General features: G+C 66.1%; 2 protein-coding genes. One reads left to right on the top strand and one right to left on the bottom strand.

Going from position 1 to position 3210, the window contains the following annotated elements; genetic code table 11:
• Positions 1–242: 242 nt before the first annotated feature.
• Entirely contained in the window at positions 243–656 is a 414-nt protein-coding gene (locus U9980_RS24615; RefSeq protein WP_322770109.1) for a lanthionine synthetase LanC family protein, read from the bottom strand.
• Positions 657–1326: 670 nt separating this feature from the next.
• Between U9980_RS24615 and U9980_RS24610 the strand changes: the two genes are divergently transcribed.
• Positions 1327–3102 (top strand): reverse transcriptase domain-containing protein, encoded by a 1776-nt coding sequence (locus U9980_RS24610; protein ID WP_322770108.1) that lies wholly within the window; start codon positions 1327–1329, stop codon positions 3100–3102.
• Positions 3103–3210 lie beyond the last annotated feature (108 nt).

Genomic DNA, 3210 nt, shown 5'->3' with positions numbered 1-3210 from the left:
GCGCATCCGCGCCCGCAGCTCGTCCTGCTCCACGCGTTGACTGGGCCTACTCATGACGACGCCCTACATCCCCTCCGGACCGGCTGGCCGATCTTCCGGCCGTCCCCGACGCGAACCATTTTCACAGTAATCGTTATGTAACGGGTCGAACGGTAAGGGATGATTCTTCATCCAGAGGGCCGCCCTTGGATGTGGTGGATGGCAAACGTGCGCGTCGAGCACGGTTCGTCTCCCCGGCCGAGCTAGGTCCGGCCGAGTAGGAGCGCAGCTTCCCAAGAAGCTGTGCTGTCGGTGGCGAGGCTGTGCAGGACGGCTGCGATCCCGGCGGTGCCCTCGATGAGGCCTGGTGGCCGCCCACCGGCGGGCTCCGTCATGTCGAGGCTGTGGAGGAGGTGGTCGATCAGGGCCGGCAGGTGAGCGCCGATGGGGTGGAAGCGGGCGTCGGCGGCGGCTCGGTGGACGGTGGAGACCAGGCCTGCCCAGCCGTGGCAGAGCATCGGGTCGATGAACCTGGTGAGTTGGGTGGGGTCGCCCAGGCAGGAGGCGAGAGCGGCCTCGGCGCGTTCCTGGCGAGTTGTGTCGGCCAGTGCGATGGCGGCGAGTTGCTGAGCGCGGGCAAGGCCGGGGGTGCCGTAACACGTGCGACGTGAGGTCACGCGGAGTGAGTGAGAGGTATGAGGGAGGGTCGACGTGGTCGACGAACCATCTCCGGGCTAGTGCTCACAGCCCGTCCCCACCCCGGCGTGGGCCGTGCATGCACTCCATGCGCGGGTTGCGAAGCCCGGGGGAAAGCCCAAGGGCCGGCGAACCATCCGCTGGTTACAGGCGAGGGGAAGGTCGGAAGGGTGAATAAGGTGAATCCTCGATGGAAACCTCGTCAGGCACAACGTCAGTGATGGAATGCTGCTCTGATGTACAGGGTCTGCCGTTGGAAAACGGCGATGGCGGCCGGGTGGTGTTGCCTGGCCGTGAGAGCACCATGGCCCCGGGGTAGAGAGGACACCCGAAACCGGCCGCATCTCACACGCGTGGAACACGGAAACCTCGTCACGGTCCGGGGGAGTTGACCTGCCCCCGGTAAGCCGACCGCAAGGGGGGCCGAATCCGTGGCGGGACAGGATGGCTTGAGAAGCGAACGGCGGCACGCCGAAAGGCAGCAGGAAGGCGGATGCACATGGCTGGACCCTCCACTCGGCCGCACCCGTACAACTGGCCGCATACCAGGCCCGGTGCCTGGGCCCGAAAGGGAGCTGACGCAAGCCGGGTGGCCCTTTGAATGAATCAATGCTTACGAACCACCGGAATCCGAGGGGCAAGTTAGACGCCATGGGCCAGGACGCGACCACCACCGCCGTCGACACGGCGTTTTTGGGCGCGCCCAAACCTGTGGTGAACGGACCCGAGGAGCCATTCGACTGGGACGCCACAGACTGGCGGGCCGAGGAGAAGAAGGTACGGCGGCTACGGCAGAGGATTTTCAAGGCGACGCAGGCAGGTGAGCTTAAAAGAGTTCGCAACCTACAGAAGCTCATGCTGCGCAGCCGAGCCAACACGCTGGTCAGCGTCCGGCAGGTGAGCCAGCGCAACACCGGCCGCCGCACCCCAGGCATCGACGGGCAGGTCGCCCTGACCTCCCAGGACCGGGCTCGGCTGGTGGGATATCTCCACCAACTGAAAGGTACCGGCCCGGCACTGCCAGTGCGACGGGTGCACATACCAAAAAAGGGCGGGAAAAAACGCCCACTAGGGATTCCTGTGATCGCCGACCGTGCCCAGCAGAATCGGGTACGCAACGCGCTGGAACCCGAGTGGGAAGCCCGGCTGGATGGCCGTCAGTACGGTTTTCGGCCGGGTCGCGGATGCCATGACGCGATCGAGATGATCTGGATATGCGCGTCCGGGAAGAACGCCCGGCGCGGCTGGGTCCTAGACGCGGACCTGGAGGCCGCATTCGACCGGCTCGACCACAACCACCTGCTGGACAGGATCGGCGGGTTCCCCGCGCGGGAACAGATCCGGGCCTGGCTGAGAGCAGGCGTGGTCGACAAAGGCCGGTACACCCCGACCCTGGAAGGAGCTCCCCAGGGCGGGGTTATCAGTCCGCTGCTGCTGAACATAGCACTCCAGGGCATCGAGGAAGCCGCCGGGACCAGGTATCGCACGAATAGGAGAATACAACTAGGAACCCCTGCCGTGGTCGTCTACGCAGACGACCTGGTGGCCTTGTGTCACAGCCGCGAGCAGGCCGACCTGGTCCAGGAGCGCCTCACAGAATGGCTGGCGCCGAAGGGGCTGCGTCTCAATCCGGCGAAGACCCGCATCGTCACCATTGAGGACGGGTTCGACTTCCTGTCCTTCAACGTCCGCAGATTCCACTCCAAGGACGGCCCGAAACTGCTGACCAGACCCAGCAAGGAGTCGCTGGTCAAGATCCGGCGGCGGCTGAAAGCCGAAATACGTGCGCTCCGCGGCCAGCCAGCGGCGGTCGTGGTCGACCGTCTCAACCCGATCATCCGGGGACAGGCGGCCTATTACCGTACCGGCGCGTCGAAAGCTGCCCTCAACGGCCTCGACAACTGGCTGTGGGACCAGCTTCACAGCTGGGCTCGCCGCCAGCACCGCCCGAAAAGCCGCCGGTGGGTCGCGCAGCGCTACTTCGGCCGGCACAATCCGTCCAGGAACGACAAGTGGGTCTTCGGCGACCCCAAAACGGGCGCCTACCTCCACAAGTACGCCTGGACACCGATCGTCCGGCATTACCCCGTCGCGGGCCGATCGTCTCCCGACGACCCCGCCCTGGCCGGGTACTGGGCCGAGCGGCGACAACGGCAGAACAACCGACACCCGCCGCTGGCCCCAGCCGTGGGACGCGCCCTGCGCGTTCAAAAAGGCCGATGCGCCTTGTGCGGGGAATTCCTGCTCCACACCAGCCGCCCGCCTGACTCCTCCACCCAATGGGAGACATGGTTTCGCGCCATTCGCTCCGTGATCGCCCACAAGACGATCACCGAACACGGCAAGGGCGGCCGGGCCGGCGATCGACACCGCCTCGTGCACGCCGACTGTCACCGCCGCAGGCGAAACAGTCGACACGGAGAGTGAAATGTAGAGCCTGCCCGTCCTAGCGGGCTGCTTGAGCCCGGTGCCGCGACGAGTGGCACGCCGGGTTCTGAGGGGGCTCCGGCGCAGCAATGCGCCGGGGCTACCCGA

This window comes from Protofrankia sp. Cr1 (assembly GCF_963555865.1).
Taxonomy (GTDB): Bacteria; Actinomycetota; Actinomycetes; order Frankiales; family Frankiaceae; genus Protofrankia.
The sequence above is the reverse complement of the archived record's forward strand: the minus strand, read 5'-3'. Positions and strand labels throughout refer to the sequence as shown.